We start from the raw sequence: 14,846 nt of genomic DNA, 5'->3' as shown, positions 1-14,846 counted from the left end.
CAGAAACTTACCGCGCGTAGGCGAATCATGGTGACCCACCCCGCAAAAACAAAGCCACACCGAAACGTTCACACAGCATCAGAACTCGCGGAGAAGTGGAATCGGCCGCTCAGGCAATTCCCAAGATCATTTTCAACGGCCGTCCAGCCGCCCGCTCATCCACTCCAGCGCCGCCGGAATCTCGCGCCGCCAGGTGTTGAAGTTGTGCCCACCGCTTTCGAGGATGATCGACGAGATCCGCGTCCGCCCGTTGCCCCCCACCCGCTCTATGAACCTCAGCGTGTCCTGGTAGTTGGTCTCTCCCCGCTTACTGCTGCTGACCAGCAGGGACGTATCGGGAGCGGGCATGTGCGCGAGGTACCACCACAGATCGGCGCGATTGCGCAGCCCCTTGTCGCCCTGGAAGAGATCGCCTGTCGTGGCGTCGATCGGCGCCTTGTAGTACGCGGACAAGCCCGCCCCGGCGGCGTACACATCGGGATGGTGCAGGGCGATCTTCAACGCGCAGTAGCCGCCCGTGGAGTTGCCGATGATGCCCAGACCGCCCGGCTTTTCGGCCACCCTGTAGTGGGTGCGCAACGCGTCGGGGAGATCCTTCGCGAAGAACGACTCGGTCTGCGGTCCGCCCGGGACGTCGACGCACTCCGTGTCCCGGGGCGGCGCCACCGTGGGCCGCAGCATCACGAGGATCATCGGCTCCGCCCGGCCCGCCCGGGCCAGTTCCAGAGCCGTACGCGGATAGTGCAGCTTCTCCACCAGCGCCGACGCCGTACCCGGGTACCCCGTCAGCACGACGGCCGTCGGGAACCTGTGGGTGCGGTACCGCGGCTGGAAGTACTCCGGCGGCAGATAGACGTACGCGGGCGTGGCGATGCGGGTCGTACGGCCCACGATGTCGACCTGCTGGACCCGGCCGCCGGCCTGGGGCAGCGCCCCGCCCGCCCCGGGCACCCGGCGCGAACCGACCACCTCCAGCGGGCCGCCGCCCGGCATGTGGTCGACGACCACACCCTGCTCCTTCTCCTGCCCGAACAGGTCCGCCCAGCTCGCGTAGAACCCGAAGGACTGGTTGGCGGCGAGGCCCACCGCGGCGAACAGCGCCACCTGCGTGCCCAGCAGCAGCCCGACACGCCCGCCCACCGCACGCCAGCTCCGCCGGGCCAGCCGTGGCCACAGCCAGACCGTGCCGGCGAACAGCAGCACCGCGGACAGCACCGCCAGTGTCAGCACCTTGTTGCTCGTCAGACCCATGGGTTGATTACCTGCGCGCGCTCTCCGCCCGGGCCCACCCCGCACCAACACCTTCGCACGGGCTTGTCCCGGACTTTCCTTGGCCTTTGAAACGGCTTTGACGTGAGGAGTGAACCTCTCCCCCCGAGACACCGTCCTAGAGGGCGCAATGTCGCCGGATGACCGAAACGGCACCGGATTCAAGGTCTCTCGCAGAACTACGGGATGCGATGTCTGTCAGGACAGATGAGGAAATGTCGGGCGAGGTTCCGAGCCGCGGCAGCGGCACGGCTCGCCCGGGCCGGGTGCACCGGATACTGAGCGGACCACGCCCCGAGGCGGTCCCCGTCCTCGTCGGCAGAGCCTGCGCCCTGGTGGGCGTCCTGGACATCGCCGCAGGCGTCTTCCCCCGCTTCCGGCACAGCCGGATGCACGCCATCGCCGAGGTCCTGCCCGGCGCGCTCGGCCCGTTCGCGGCCGCCCTCTCCCTCAGCACCGGCGTGCTGTTGCTGCTGCTCGCACATGGCCTCAAGCGCGGCAAACGCCGGGCCTGGCGGGCCGCGGTGGCGCTCCTGCCCGCCGGTGCCGTCGCACAGTTCACCTACCGGCACTCCCTGGTGGGCGTGCTGATCTCCCTGGCACTGCTGGCACCCCTGCTGCGCCACCGCGACCAGTTCAACGCCCTGCCGGACCCGCGCAGCCGCTGGCGGGCGCTGGCCAACTTCGTCCTCATGAGCGCCGGTTCGCTGCTGCTCGGACTGCTCATCGTCAGCGTCCACGGCGAGCGCATCGTCGGCGACCCGAGCCTCGCCGACCGCATCACCCACGTCATCTACGGCCTGTTCGGCTTCGAGGGCCCGGTCGACTACCAGGGCACCACCTCCTGGACCGTCGCCTTCTCCCTCGGCGCCCTCGGCCTGCTCACCGCCGTCACCACCATCTACCTGGCCTTCCGCCCCGAACACCCGGCCGCACAGCTCACCGAGGAGGACGAGGCCCGGCTGCGCGCCCTGCTGGACAAGCACGGGCGCCGCGACTCCCTCGGCCACTTCGCCCTGCGCCGCGACAAGGCCGTCGTCTTCTCCCCCAGCGGCAAGGCCGCGGTCACCTACCGCGTGGTCTCCGGCGTGATGCTCGCCAGCGGCGACCCGATCGGCGACGTCGAGGCCTGGCCCGGCGCCATCGAACGCTTCATGGACGAGGCCAAGGCCCACTCCTGGACCCCCGCCGTCATGGGCTGCTCCGAGACCGGCGGCGAGGTGTGGACCCGCGAGACCGGGCTCGACGCCCTCGAACTGGGCGACGAGGCGGTGGTGGACGTCGCGGATTTCTCTCTCGCCGGCCGCGCGATGCGCAACGTGCGCCAGATGGTCAAGCGCATCGAGCGCGCCGGTTACGAAACCCGGGTCCGACGTGTCCGTGACCTCGGCGAGGCCGAACTGGAGCGCATCCGCCAGGCCGCCGACGACTGGCGCGGCACCGACACCGAACGCGGCTTCTCCATGGCGCTGGGCCGCGTCGGAGACCCCGCCGACGGCGACTGCCTCATCGCCACCGCCCACAAGCAGGACGAGCACCCCGGCCCCTACGGCGACCTGAAGGCGATCCTGCACTTCGTGCCGTGGGGCACCGACGGCGCCTCCCTGGACCTGATGCGCCGCGACCGCTCGGCCGACCCCGGCATGAACGAACTGCTCATCGTGGCCTCCCTCCAAGCCGCCCCCAAGCTCGGCATCGCGCGCGTCTCCCTCAACTTCGCCATGTTCCGCGCGGCACTGGCCCGCGGCGAGAAGATCGGAGCCGGACCGGTGCTCCGCGCCTGGCGCGGGCTGCTGGTGTTCCTCTCCCGCTGGTTCCAGATCGAGTCCCTGTACAAGTTCAACGCCAAGTTCCAGCCGCGCTGGGAGCCTCGCTTCGTCGTCTACCGCGCCTCCGCCGACCTGCCCCGCATCGGTTTCGCCGCCATGCAGGCGGAGGGCTTCGTCAACCTCGCCCTGCCCCTGCCGCGCCTCCTGCGTCGCCGGCACCTCGCCGCCCACCGCCCGTGCGCCCACGCCACCACGGCGGAACGCGACGTCCGGGCGGCCTGACCCGTCCCTCGCCGGAGGCGGTTCGCCCGGGCCGCGGCGCCTGACGGCCCCCGCCGGGGCCTACGCTGAACATATGAGCAACCAGAGCGGACGCGGGCGCGTGGCGGGCCTACCCGAATGGGACCGCTGCGCGGTCATGGGAGTCGTGAACGTCACCCCCGACTCCTTCTCCGACGGCGGCCGCTTCTTCGACACCACGGCCGCCGTCAAGCGTGGCCTCGACCTGGTCACCGAGGGCGCGGACCTGGTCGACGTCGGCGGCGAGTCCACCCGCCCCGGAGCCACCCGGGTCGACGAGGCCGAGGAACTGCGCCGCGTCATCCCCGTCGTCCGCGGCCTGGCCTCCGAGGGGGTCACGGTCTCCGTCGACACCATGCGCGCCTCCGTCGCCGAACGGGCCCTCGCGGCCGGTGCCGCCCTCGTCAACGACGTCAGCGGCGGCCTCGCCGACCCCCGCATGATCCCGGCCGTCGCCGACGCCGGCGCCCCCTTCGTCGTCATGCACTGGCGCGGCTTCCTCCAGGGCGGCAACGTCCGCGGCGAGTACGCCGACGTCGTCACCGAAGTCGTCGACGAACTGCACGCGCGTGTCGAGGCCGTCCTGGCCGGCGGCATCGCCCCCGACCGCGTCATCGTCGACCCCGGCCTCGGCTTCTCCAAGGACGCCGAGCACGACCTCGCCCTCCTCGCGGGCCTCGACCGGGTCCTCGCCCTCGGCCACCCGCTGCTCGTCGCCGCCTCCCGCAAACGCTTCCTCGGCCGGGTCCTCGCCGCCCCCGACGGCCCGCCACCCCCCGCACGCGAACGCGACGCGGCCACCGCCGCCGTCTCCGCACTCGCGGCGCACGCCGGCGCATGGGCGGTCCGCGTCCACGAGGTACGCGCCACGGCGGACGCGGTCCGGGTCGCCCGCGCCATCACCAGGGCGCGCGGAACGGGCGCCGGCGCAGAAGGAGCCCGGTGAGCGCCCCGCACACCGACGTCGAGCAGGTCGAGGCCGCCAACACCGCCTTCTACGAGGCACTGGAACAGGGCGACTTCGAAGAACTCGCGTCGCTCTGGCTGACCCCCTCCGACCTGGGCGTCGACGAGTCCTACCACGACCCGGCCGACACCGGCGTGGTCTCCTGCGTGCACCCCGGCTGGCCCGTGCTGACCGGCCGCGGCGAGGTTCTGCGGTCGTACGCGCTGATCATGGCGAACACCGACTACATCCAGTTCTTCCTGACCGACGTGCACGTCTCGGTCACCGGCGACACCGCCCTGGTGAACTGCACCGAGAACATCCTCAGCGGCGGCCCCGCCCCCGAGGGCGCCGGCGAGGAGCTCGGCCCGCTCGTCGGACAGCTCGTGGTCGCCACCAACGTGTTCCGGCGCACACCCCAGGGGTGGAAACTCTGGTCGCACCACGCATCCCCCGTCCTCGCCGAAACCGACGAGGACGAGCAGGACGACACCCCCACCTGAGTGGGTACGCGCCAGGAAGTGGTTGGAATCACGCACCCACGGGTAGGGGCGGCTACCAGCCTGTGAGCCGACGGGTTCCCCGGGGGAAACGCCGGATGAATCCTGCCGGACCCGGCCGAAGCCCCCACCCCGTGACCCGGCCCCGTCCGTGCTCGCAGGTAGATTCGACCGAGGCCGGTGTGCCGACCGCACACGGCACCGCCCGGCCCTGACCGACGATTGCAGGAGTGATTCGCGTGGATCGTGTCGCGCTGCGCGGCCTGAAGGCCCGCGGGCACCACGGGGTGTTCCCGAAGGAACGCGAGGAGGGCCAGACCTTCATCGTGGACCTCGTCCTCGCCCTGGACACCCGTCCGGCCGCGGCCGACGACGACCTGGCGAAGACCGTGCACTACGGCATCGTGGCGGAGGAGGTCGTGGCCGCCGTCCAGGGCGAGCCCGTCGACCTCGTCGAGACCCTCGCCGAGCGCATCGCCCAGGTCTGTCTGAAGCACGAAGTGGTGCAGGAGGTCGAGGTCTGCGTCCACAAGCCGGACGCCCCGATCACCGTCCCCTTCGACGACGTGACCGTCACCATCACCCGGAGCCGAGTATGACCGCGCCCTTCATCAAGGGTCCGACCGACCCGACCGTACAGCCGGTGCCCGCCTCCGTCGTCGAGAAGGTCGACGCCGCCGACACGACCCTGTCCAACCCCAAACGGGCCGTGGTCGCCCTCGGCTCCAACCTCGGCAACCGCCTGGAGACCCTCCAGGGAGCCATCGACGCCCTGGAGGACACGCCCGGCGTCCGCGTCAAGGGCGTCTCCCCGGTCTACGAGACCGAGCCCTGGGGCGTGGACCCCGGCAGCCAGCCCGCCTACTTCAACGCCGTCGTCGTCCTCAAGACCACCCTCCCGCCGTCCTCGCTCCTGGAGCGCGCGCACGCGGTCGAGGAGGCCTTCCACCGCGTCCGGGACGAGCACTGGGGCCCCCGCACCCTCGACGTCGACATCGTCTCCTACGCCGATGTCGTCTCCGACGACCCGCGGCTCACCCTCCCCCACCCCCGCGCCCACGAACGCGCCTTCGTCCTGGCCCCCTGGCACGACCTGGACCCCGACGCGCAACTGCCCGGCCACGGCCCGGTCGCCGGTCTGCTGGACGCCGTCACCCGCGACGGCGTGACACCCCGCGCGGACCTGGAACTCCGGCTGCCCGAGTAGCCGTTAAGGTCAAGACGGCCGCGAACCGGGCCGGAAGCCGGGGGAACCGAAGGGACACCGTGAGAGAGCTGCGTATCCGGGTGCTGGCCGGCGTCTTCGTCGTGGCCGCAGTCCTGTCCTGGGCGGGCGCCCGCCTGTGGAACTCGGTCGGAACGCTCCCCAGCGTCCCCCTGGCCGCCCCCATCGTCCTGGCCGTGATCGCCGTGGTCCTGCTGGCCACGGCGCTCTCGATCCGCGCCCGTCTCAAGGCCCAGCGCGAGCGCCGCCCGGAGGCCAAGGGCGTCGACCCCCTCATGGCGGCCCGCGCGGTCGTCTTCGGCCAGGCCAGCGCCCTGGTCGCCGCCCTCGTCTCCGGCATGTACGGCGGCACCGGCGTCTTCCTCCTGGAGTCCCTCGACATCCCCGCCCGCCGCGACCAGGCCGTCTACGCCGGCTTCTCCGTCCTCGCGGGCATCGGCGTCATAGCGGCAGCGATCTTCCTGGAGCGCGTGTGCAAGCTCCCGGAGGACGACGAGAACGACGGCACGGGCGTGGCGCCGACGGTGTGACGCAGGGCTTCAGCGGGCGTCAGCGGGCCATGATGAGGCTCATCGCCTCGTTCCGCGTCGCCATGTCCCGCAACTGTCCCCGCACGGCCGACGTCAGCGTCTTGGCACCCGGCTTGCGGATCCCCCGCATCGACATGCACATGTGCTCGCATTCCACGACGACGATGACCCCGCGCGGCTCCAGGATCTCCATCAGGGAGTCCGCGATCTGCGTGGTGAGCCGTTCCTGCACCTGGGGGCGGCGGGCGTAGACGTCCACCAGCCGGGCCAGTTTGGACAGCCCGGTGATCTTGCCGTTGGTGGCCGGGATGTACCCGACGTGCGCGACTCCCCGGAACGGCACGAGATGGTGCTCACAGGTCGAGTACACCTCGATGTCCTTCACGAGCACCATCTCGTCGTGGCCGATGTCGAACGTCGTCGTCAGCACGTCCTCGGGCTTCTGCCACAGCCCCGCGAATATCTCCTTGTACGCCCGCGCCACCCGTGCCGGCGTCTCCCGGAGGCCCTCGCGGTCCGGGTCCTCGCCGACCGCGATCAGGAGTTCGCGTACGGCGTTCTCGGCGCGCTTCTCGTCGAACTCGCCGATCCGGCCGTCGCCGTCCAGCGTCACGGGGTCGGTCATCTGGTGCCTCGTTCCTGTGTCCTTCACGGGGCGGCCTGCGGAAATGGCGAAAAGCCGCGCCCCCCAGGCTAAAACCTGGGGGGCGCGGCATCCATTCCGGGGGCGTGGGCCGGCGGGAGAGCCCGGATCAGCTCTCGGGGCGGTCCTCCGGCGTCCGCTCGGGCGCCGGGGCGGGCTCCGCCGCGGTGCTCTTCGCGGTGGAGATGGCCGGCGTCGCGCCGTTCGCACCGTTCGTCAGGGCCAGCTCCTTGGGGGAGAGGACCGGCGGGCGGGTGGACGGCGTGCGGCGGGAGGAGCCGGTCCAGGCGGGCCTGGGCGGGCGCTTGACGATGGGGGCGAAGATCTCGGCGATCTGCTCCTTGCCCAGCGTCTCCTTCTCCAGCAGCTGCAGCACGAGGTTGTCGAGGACGTCGCGGTTCTCGACCAGGATCTCCCAGGCCTCGTTGTGCGCGGTCTCGATGAGCTTCTTGACCTCTTCGTCCACGAGCGCGGCGACCTCTTCCGAGTAGTCGCGCTGGTGAGACATCTCACGGCCGAGGAAGGGCTCGGTGTTGTCGCCGCCGAACTTGATCGCGCCGAGACGCTCGGTCATGCCGTACTGCGTGACCATCGCGCGGGCCAGGCCGGTGGCCTTCTCGATGTCGTTCGCGGCACCCGTGGTGGGGTCGTGGAAGACGAGCTCCTCGGCCGCGCGACCGCCCAGCATGTAGGCGAGCTGGTCCAGCATCTCGTTGCGCGTGGTCGAGTACTTGTCCTCGTCCGGCAGCACCATCGTGTAGCCGAGGGCACGGCCCCTCGACAGGATCGTGATCTTGTGGACGGGGTCGGAGTTCGGCGAGGCCGCCGCGACCAGGGCGTGTCCGCCCTCGTGGTACGCGGTGATCTTCTTCTCCTTGTCCGACATGATCCGGGTCCGCTTCTGCGGGCCCGCGACCACACGGTCGATCGCCTCGTCCAGCATGTGGTTGTCGATCAGCTTCTGGTCGCTGCGGGCCGTCAGCAGGGCGGCCTCGTTCAGCACGTTGGCCAGATCGGCACCCGTCATGCCGGGCGTACGGCGGGCGACGGCCGACAGGTCGACGTCGGGCGCGACCGGCTTGCCCTTCTGGTGGACCTTGAGGATCTCCAGACGGCCCTGCATGTCCGGGCGGTCGACGGCGATCTGCCGGTCGAAGCGGCCGGGGCGCAGCAGCGCCGGGTCGAGGATGTCGGGCCGGTTCGTGGCGGCGATGAGGATCACGCCGCCCTTGACGTCGAAGCCGTCCATCTCGACGAGGAGCTGGTTCAGGGTCTGCTCGCGCTCGTCGTGACCGCCGCCGAGGCCGGCGCCGCGGTGGCGGCCGACCGCGTCGATCTCGTCGACGAAGACGATCGCCGGGGCGTTCGCCTTGGCCTGCTCGAACAGGTCTCGGACTCGGGAGGCACCGACACCGACGAACATCTCGACGAAGTCGGAACCGGAGATCGAGTAGAAGGGGACGCCCGCCTCACCCGCGACGGCACGCGCGAGCAGGGTCTTGCCGGTGCCGGGGGGCCCGTAGAGCAGGACGCCCTTGGGGATCTTGGCGCCGACGGCCTGGAACTTGGCCGGCTCCTGGAGGAACTCCTTGATCTCGTGGAGCTCCTCGACGGCCTCGTCGGATCCGGCGACGTCGGAGAAGGTGGTCTTGGGGGTGTCCTTGGTGATGAGCTTCGCCTTGGACTTCCCGAAGTTCATGACCCGGGAGCCGCCGCCCTGCATCTGATTCATCAGGAACAGGAACACGACCACGATCAGCACGAAGGGCAGCAGGGAGAGCAGGATGCCGACGAACGGGTTCTGCTTGGACGGCGAAACCGTGTAGCCGTCCGGGATCTGCTTGTCCTGGTACTTGTTCTGCAGCGTGTTGGCGATGTCCACGCCTTGGTCGCCGATGTAGCTCGCCTGGATCTTCGAGCTGCCCTGGACCTTTACGCCGTCTTTGAGCGTGGCCTTGATGGTCTGCTCGTCACCGGTGGTCAGCTTGGCCGACTCGACCTTGTTCTGGTTGATCGCCTGGACGACCTGGCCGGTGTCCACCGTCTTGTAGCCGCCGGACGAGCCGACGACCTGCATCAACACGACCACGGCAAGGACGGCCAGCACGATCCACATGACCGGCCCACGGAAGTATCGCTTCACGTCCATCCATACGGAGCGGTGCCGCCCCGTCCCTCCTGCCATAGTGAGTTTGATAAAGACTGTTCTTCGGACGGTACCCCAGCATTGTCACCTGAAGCCGCGTGGGACAGCTGGCGATCCGCCTACGCCTGCTCCAACGGCGGGAAACCCGCTGGGGTTCCCGATCACCGTCACGGGCACACCAGCCGGGATTTCAGCCGCCGTACACGTGGGGCGCGAGCGTACCGACGAACGGGAGGTTGCGGTACTTCTCGGCGTAGTCGAGGCCGTAGCCCACGACGAATTCGTTGGGGATGTCGAAGCCGACCCATTCCACGTCGATGGCCACCTTCGCGGCCTCGGGCTTGCGCAGCAGCGTGCACACCTTGAGGGAGGCGGGCTCGCGCGAGCCGAGGTTGGAGAGCAGCCAGGACAGGGTCAGGCCGGAGTCGATGATGTCCTCGACGATCAGGACGTGCTTGCCCTTGATGTCGGTGTCGAGGTCCTTGAGGATCCGCACCACACCGGAGGACTGGGTGCCCGCCCCGTACGAGGATACGGCCATCCAGTCCATGGTGACGGGGGTGGACAGCGCCCGCGCGAGGTCGGCCATGACCATCACCGCGCCCTTGAGGACTCCGACGATCAGAAGGTCCTTGCCCGCGTACTCCGCGTCGATCTTCGCTGCCAGCTCGGCCAGCTTGGCGTCGATCTCTTCCTTGGTGATGAGCACCTTCTCGAGGTCGGCACCCATGTCTTTCGCGTCCACCCGCATCACTTTCGGTCGTCCCACCGGCCGAGCGGCCCCTCCTGGCGACTGCGGGGAGGGGTCGTGGTTCAGCCTTGCCGAATCACCAGTCTGCCACCCTGCCGCTGTGCCACGACTTTGCCGGGGAGGTTGATGGCTCCCTGACCGCGCCAGCCGGTGATCAGCCGGTCGATTTCCTCGATGTGGCGGGCGAACAGCGACCCGGCGGGCGCGCCGGCCGCGATGGCGGCCCGGCGCAGGATGCGGCGGCGTACGGCGGGCGGCAGGGCGTAGAGCTTGGCGCACTCCAGGAGTCCGGCGTCGTCGCGGACGGTGGCCTCGGCCTGGCCGGCCCACGAGTCCAGGGCGTCGGCGTCGTCGCGGGAGAGCTGGGCCGTACGGGCGAGGGCTTCGACGACGCCTTTGCCGAGGGCCTTCTCCAGGGCGGGCAGGCCCTCGTGGCGCAGCCGGGAGCGGGTGTAGGCCGGGTCGGCGTTGTGGGGGTCGTCCCAGACGGGCAGGGACTGGACCATGCAGGCCTTGCGGGCGGTCTGCCGGTCGAGTTCCAGGAAGGGGCGGCGGTAACGGCCGCCGGCCCCCGAGACCGCGGCCATGCCGGACAGGGAGCGGATGCCGGAGCCCCGGGCGAGGCCGAGCAGGACGGTTTCGGCCTGGTCGTCGCGGGTGTGGCCGAGCAGGACCGCGGCGGCGCCGTGGCGTTCGGCGGCGGTGTCGAGTGCGGCGTAGCGGGCGTCGCGGGCGGCGGCTTCGGGTCCGCCGGAGCGGCCGACGGTGACGGCGACGGAGTCGACCGGGTCGAGGCCGAGTTCGCGCAGGCGCTGGACGACCTCTTCGGCGCGGGCGTCGGAGCCGGGCTGGAGTCCGTGGTCGACGGTGACGCCGCCGGCCCTGATGCCGAGCTTGGGGGACTCGAAGGCGAGGGCGGAGGCGAGGGCCATCGAGTCGGCGCCGCCGGAGCATGCCACGAGCACGAGCGGCCGAGGGCTCGGGGGATGCCCGTGCGGGGAGGCGTGCGGGACCGCGGCGGGGGCGCGGTGGTGTTCGGTGAGGAGGTCGTGGAGGACGCGGCGGACCGCCAGGCGTATCGCCGCGACCGCAGGATGGGGACCCATGTCCGGTTCCCTTCATGAAGTTTTCGGGGGGTGAGCCCGCGTGTCGGTCACGCAGAGTGTGTAGATGGTGACAGAACCGGGCCGTTCCCCGAGCATTGCACGCCTACCCCTGCATCACGGTCCCTCGGACGGGTGATTGGAGGGGCGTTCGCCTGCCGTCGGCCGGTTTCCTTTCACGACCTTCCCGCGATGTTCACTACTCGGCCCTGCGGTGCACCCGCGCGACCCAGTCCGCCGGTTTGGCGATCTCCGACTTGGTGGGGAGGGTGTTGGGCGAGGTCCACACGCGGTTGAAGCCGTCCATGCCGACCTCGTCGACGACGGCCCGCACGAAGCGTTCGCCGTCCCGGTACTGGCGGAGTTTGGCGTCCAGGCCGAGCAGCTTGCGCAGCGCCAGGTCCAGGCGGGAGGCGCCCTTGGCGCGGCGCTGCTGGAACTTCTCGCGGATCTCCCCGACGGACGGCACGACGGACGGGCCGACGCCGTCCATCACGAAGTCGGCGTGGCCCTCCAGCAGGGACATCACGGCCGTGAGGCGGCCGAGGATCTCGCGCTGGGCGGGGGTCTGGACGATCTCGACGAGGGAGCGGCCGCCGTCGTCCTCCTCGGCCTCGGGGCGGCCCCCGGCGAGGGTCTGGGCGGCTTCCCGGACGCGTTCCAGGACGGTCATGGGGTCGACGTCGGTCTCCGCGAGGAACGACTGGATTTCACCCTCAAGGTGGTCCCGCAGCCAGGGCACGGCGGTGAACTGGGTGCGGTGCGTCTCCTCGTGCAGGCACACCCAGAGCCTGAAGTCGTGCGGGTCGACGTCGAGTTCGCGCTCCACGTGCACGATGTTCGGGGCGACGAGCAGGAGCCGGCCGCCGCCGTTCTCGCCGGAGGGGAGTTCGCGGGTGGCCGGGGCGAAGGTCTCGTACTGGCCGAGGACGCGGGAGGCCAGGAAGGACAGCAGCATGCCGAGTTCGACGCCGGTGACCTTGCCGCCGACGGCGCTCATGACCGCGCCGCCCGGGGTGTCGCCGCGCCGTTCCTGCATCTTGTCGAGCAGGGGCCTGAGGATTTCCCGGAACCCGGCGACGTTGGCCCGGATCCAGCCCGCCCGGTCGACGACGAGGACGGGGGTGTCGTGCCCCTCCTCGGTGCCCAGCCGGGTGAATCCGCGGACGTGTTCCTCCGAGGCCTTGGCATGCCGGCGCAGTTCCGCGACGACGGCCCGGGCCTCGTCGCGACTGACCTCGGGGCCCGGCCGTACGAGCCGGGTCGCGGTCGCGACCGCGAGATTCCAGTCGACCATGCCGGTTGAAGCACCACCGATGCTCGTCATGCGTCAACCGTACGTGAGCGCCGCCCGCTGGGGCAGGGCGGCGAGGGCCGGGTGACGCCGGGGCCGTCCTTCCGGTGCCCGGCGCCGGTGCCGTCATCTGCAGCCGCACGCCGCCAGGGCGCTGGCCACTCGGTCCAGGGCCTGCTGGGTCGCCGCCGGCCGGCCGGGGTCCGTGTCCGCGGCCATGAACGCGAAGGCCAGCAGGCGGCCGTCCTCGTCGACCAGGGTGCCCGCGAGGGCGTGGACGCCCGAGAGGGTGCCGGTCTTGGCGCGCACGACGCCGGCCGCGCCGTCCGTGTAGCGGCTGGTCAGAGTGCCGGTGAAGCCGGCGACGGGGAGACCGGTGAGGGCCGGGCGGAGTTCGGGGTGGGAGGGGTCGGCCGCCTTGGCGAGCAGTGCGGTGAGGAGGTCGGGGGTCAGTCGGTCGGCGCGGTTCAGGCCGCTGCCGTCCTTGAAGGCGGCGCCCTTCACGGGGAGGCCGAGCTTGCGCAGCCGGGAGCCGACGGCCTTGCCGACGCCGGCGAAGTCGGCCCGGTCGCCCGTGGCGATCGCCGTCTGGCGGGCGAGGGCCTCGGCGATGTCGTTGTCGCTGTTGGTCAGCATGCGTTCGACGAGGGCGGAGAGCGGGGGCGAGGAGACCGCGGCGAGGGTTTCGGCGCGGGTCGTGGCCTTGGACGGGCCGGGGGCCGTGGTCTTGACGCCGTGGGACTTCAAAAAGCCCCCGAACCGGCGGGCCGCGTCCGCCGCCGGGTCCTGCACGCGTTCGGCCGGGCCGCTGGTGGAGTCGTTCGTGCGGCCCTCGTCGGCCATCAGGGGGCTGACGGGGGCGAGGTTGCCGTCGACCCCGATCGGGTGCATTTCGTCGCCCGCGTAGAGGGTCGTGTCGTAGGACAGGGTGACCTCGCGGACGCCCCGGTCGGCGAGGGCGGCGGCCGTTCCGGCGGCCAGGGTGCGCAGACTCGCCGAGCTCCCGGCCTTCTCGCGGGCGGTGAGCGTGGGGTCGCCGCCGCCGACCAGGACGACTTCCTTCGTGTCGGGTTCCAGCGCGGCGCGGGTGGTGAGGCGGTGGTCGGGGCCCAGGGCGGACAGCGCGGCGACGGCTGTGGCGATCTTCGTGGTGGAGGCGGGGGTGAGCCCGGCGTCCGGGGTCTTGCCGTACAGGCGCCTGCCGGTGGTGACGTCGATGACCGAGGCGGCGGGCCGGGGGCCGAGGGCCGGGTCCTTCAGCAGGGGTGTGAGGGCACCGGCGAGGGCCTTGCCGTCCGGGGCGGACTTCACGGTGCTGACGCCGCCGAGGCCGGTGAGCACCGGTCCGGCGCTGGGGGCGGGCCGGGGCCGGCCGGGCGCGCCGGGGGCGCTGCCGTGATCTGTGCCACCCGGGCGGCCCAGGGCCACTGCCCGGTCCCGCTCGGCCGTACGCTGACCCGTGGAGTCCCAGGGACCGGCGGCGGTCACGGCACCGGCGGCCAGTGCGAGCCCGGCGGTGGCGGCGCCCGCGGTGTACTGCCAGGACTTCGGCCGCGTGACCCGCGCGACCTGCGGTTTCCCGGCTCGCGCGAGCCGTGCGAGCCGTGGTTTCGTGGCCGCTGCGGCCCGGGCCAGGCGCGGTCGTACGGCATCCGCGAGCCGCACCACATGCGGCCTCGCGGCCCGCCAAGGCCTCAGCTCTGGCACGACCACCAGCCCCTTTCGCGATCACACACCTGCGTGAGGGACACTTAACCACCAGAACTATGTGTTGATCATGGAGGAGCCACCGGTGGAGTTCGACGTCACGATCGAGATTCCGAAGGGTTCGCGCAACAAGTACGAGGTGGACCACGAGACCGGTCGTATCCGCCTGGACCGGCGACTCTTCACCTCGACCGCCTACCCGACCGACTACGGCTTCGTCGAGAACACCCTCGGCGAGGACGGCGACCCGCTGGACGCGCTGGTCATCCTCGACGAGCCGACGTTCCCGGGCTGTCTGATCCGCTGCCGTGCGATCGGCATGTTCCGCATGACGGACGAGGCGGGCGGCGACGACAAGCTGCTGTGCGTGCCGTCGACGGACCCGCGCGTGGAGCACCTGCGGGACATCCACCACGTGTCGGAGTTCGACCGGCTGGAGATCCAGCACTTCTTCGAGGTCTACAAGGACCTGGAGCCCGGCAAGTCGGTCGAGGGCGCCGACTGGGTGGGCCGCACCGAGGCCGAGGCCGAGATCGAGCGGTCCTACAAGCGCTTCAAGGACCAGGGCGGTCACTGACCTCCTCTCCTGTTGCTGACGGGCCGCACGCCTGCGCGTGCGGCCCGTTGGTCCGTCTGTGCGCATACTGAGGCTGCGGGGGGTAC

Annotated in this window: 14 protein-coding genes; 7 read left to right on the top strand and 7 right to left on the bottom strand. The window is 71.1% G+C overall.

What is annotated here, in order from left to right; genetic code table 11:
* Positions 1-132: 132 nt before the first annotated feature.
* Positions 133-1,251: an alpha/beta hydrolase-fold protein gene (locus tag ACFY9E_RS15590; protein WP_390983521.1), complete on the bottom strand. Its 1,119-nt coding sequence runs from the start codon at positions 1,249-1,251 to the stop codon at positions 133-135.
* A 233-nt stretch (positions 1,252-1,484) separates the two neighbouring features.
* Between ACFY9E_RS15590 and ACFY9E_RS15585 the strand changes: the two genes are divergently transcribed.
* From ACFY9E_RS15585 to ACFY9E_RS15560, 6 genes are all read left to right on the top strand, one after another.
* Entirely contained in the window at positions 1,485-3,320 is a 1,836-nt protein-coding gene (locus ACFY9E_RS15585) for a phosphatidylglycerol lysyltransferase domain-containing protein (protein ID WP_390983518.1), read from the top strand.
* Positions 3,321-3,393: 73 nt separating this feature from the next.
* On the top strand, positions 3,394-4,284 hold the full coding sequence (folP, locus tag ACFY9E_RS15580) for a dihydropteroate synthase (protein WP_390983516.1): 891 nt from the start codon (positions 3,394-3,396) through the stop codon (positions 4,282-4,284).
* On the top strand, positions 4,281-4,787 hold the full coding sequence (locus tag ACFY9E_RS15575) for a nuclear transport factor 2 family protein (protein ID WP_390983514.1): 507 nt from the start codon (positions 4,281-4,283) through the stop codon (positions 4,785-4,787). The genes folP and ACFY9E_RS15575 overlap by 4 nt, the downstream gene beginning before the upstream one ends.
* A 236-nt stretch (positions 4,788-5,023) precedes the next feature.
* Positions 5,024-5,383, top strand: coding sequence for a dihydroneopterin aldolase (gene folB / locus ACFY9E_RS15570; protein ID WP_283967943.1), 360 nt, complete (start codon positions 5,024-5,026; stop codon positions 5,381-5,383).
* Complete coding sequence (folK, locus tag ACFY9E_RS15565; protein ID WP_390983512.1) at positions 5,380-5,991, top strand: 2-amino-4-hydroxy-6-hydroxymethyldihydropteridine diphosphokinase; 612 nt, start codon at positions 5,380-5,382, stop codon at positions 5,989-5,991. The genes folB and folK overlap by 4 nt, the downstream gene beginning before the upstream one ends.
* 59 nt (positions 5,992-6,050) lie before the next feature.
* A complete protein-coding gene (locus tag ACFY9E_RS15560) occupies positions 6,051-6,539 on the top strand; it encodes a DUF3180 family protein (protein WP_390983508.1) in 489 nt (162 codons plus the stop codon).
* Positions 6,540-6,558: 19 nt separating this feature from the next.
* On the opposite strand, the gene folE is transcribed toward ACFY9E_RS15560, so the two are convergent.
* The 6 genes from folE to dacB form a co-directional block, all read right to left on the bottom strand.
* Entirely contained in the window at positions 6,559-7,164 is a 606-nt protein-coding gene (gene folE, locus ACFY9E_RS15555; protein ID WP_352115573.1) for a GTP cyclohydrolase I FolE, read from the bottom strand.
* Positions 7,165-7,291: 127 nt separating this feature from the next.
* Positions 7,292-9,331 carry an ATP-dependent zinc metalloprotease FtsH gene (gene ftsH, locus ACFY9E_RS15550; protein WP_390983714.1) on the bottom strand — a complete coding sequence of 680 codons (2,040 nt, stop codon included), beginning with the start codon at positions 9,329-9,331 and terminating at the stop codon, positions 7,292-7,294.
* Positions 9,332-9,518: 187 nt separating this feature from the next.
* The gene (hpt, locus tag ACFY9E_RS15545) at positions 9,519-10,079 is read right to left on the bottom strand and encodes a hypoxanthine phosphoribosyltransferase (RefSeq protein WP_030845937.1); all 561 of its coding nucleotides are present in this window, start codon (positions 10,077-10,079) and stop codon (positions 9,519-9,521) included.
* A 62-nt stretch (positions 10,080-10,141) separates the two neighbouring features.
* On the bottom strand, positions 10,142-11,185 hold the full coding sequence (gene tilS / locus ACFY9E_RS15540) for a tRNA lysidine(34) synthetase TilS (RefSeq protein ID WP_390983505.1): 1,044 nt from the start codon (positions 11,183-11,185) through the stop codon (positions 10,142-10,144).
* 196 nt (positions 11,186-11,381) lie between these two features.
* Complete coding sequence (locus ACFY9E_RS15535) at positions 11,382-12,509, bottom strand: zinc-dependent metalloprotease (protein ID WP_390983503.1); 1,128 nt, start codon at positions 12,507-12,509, stop codon at positions 11,382-11,384.
* 93 nt (positions 12,510-12,602) lie between these two features.
* Positions 12,603-14,189: a D-alanyl-D-alanine carboxypeptidase/D-alanyl-D-alanine-endopeptidase gene (dacB, locus tag ACFY9E_RS15530; RefSeq protein WP_390983501.1), complete on the bottom strand. Its 1,587-nt coding sequence runs from the start codon at positions 14,187-14,189 to the stop codon at positions 12,603-12,605.
* 79 nt (positions 14,190-14,268) lie between these two features.
* On the opposite strand from dacB, the gene ACFY9E_RS15525 reads away from it, so the two are divergent.
* The gene (locus ACFY9E_RS15525; protein WP_003975424.1) at positions 14,269-14,760 is read left to right on the top strand and encodes an inorganic diphosphatase; all 492 of its coding nucleotides are present in this window, start codon (positions 14,269-14,271) and stop codon (positions 14,758-14,760) included.
* The last annotated feature ends 86 nt before the right edge of the window (positions 14,761-14,846 follow it).

Source organism: Streptomyces sp. NPDC012466 (assembly GCF_042955215.1).
GTDB lineage: Bacteria > Actinomycetota > Actinomycetes > Streptomycetales > Streptomycetaceae > Streptomyces.
The sequence above is the reverse complement of the archived record's forward strand: the minus strand, read 5'-3'. Positions and strand labels throughout refer to the sequence as shown.